Source organism: Cupriavidus sp. SIMBA_020 (assembly GCF_046535395.1).
Lineage (GTDB): Bacteria > Pseudomonadota > Gammaproteobacteria > Burkholderiales > Burkholderiaceae > Cupriavidus > Cupriavidus campinensis.
On the sequence record NZ_JAWRWU010001807.1, the window covers coordinates 1 to 231 of the forward strand.

At 71.4% G+C, this 231-nt stretch carries 1 pseudogene; it reads left to right on the forward strand.

What is annotated here, in order from left to right:
- Positions 1–231, forward strand: a pseudogene (locus SB751_RS35840) (biotin-independent malonate decarboxylase subunit beta); the annotation flags it as partial.

Genomic DNA, 231 nt, shown 5'->3' on the forward strand with positions numbered 1-231 from the left:
CGGTGTCCGAGCAGGGACGCATCAGCGTGTCGGGGCCCGAGGTGATCGAGACCAATCGCGGCGTGGAGGAATTCGACGCGAAGGATCGCGCGCTGATCTGGCGCACGATGGGCGGCAAGCACCGGCGGCTGATCGGCGGCGCGGACCGCTACGTCGCCGATACGCCGGCCGCGTTCCGTGCGGCGGCGCTCGAACTGCTCGGCTGCGCGCCGGCGTTCGATACGGCGATGC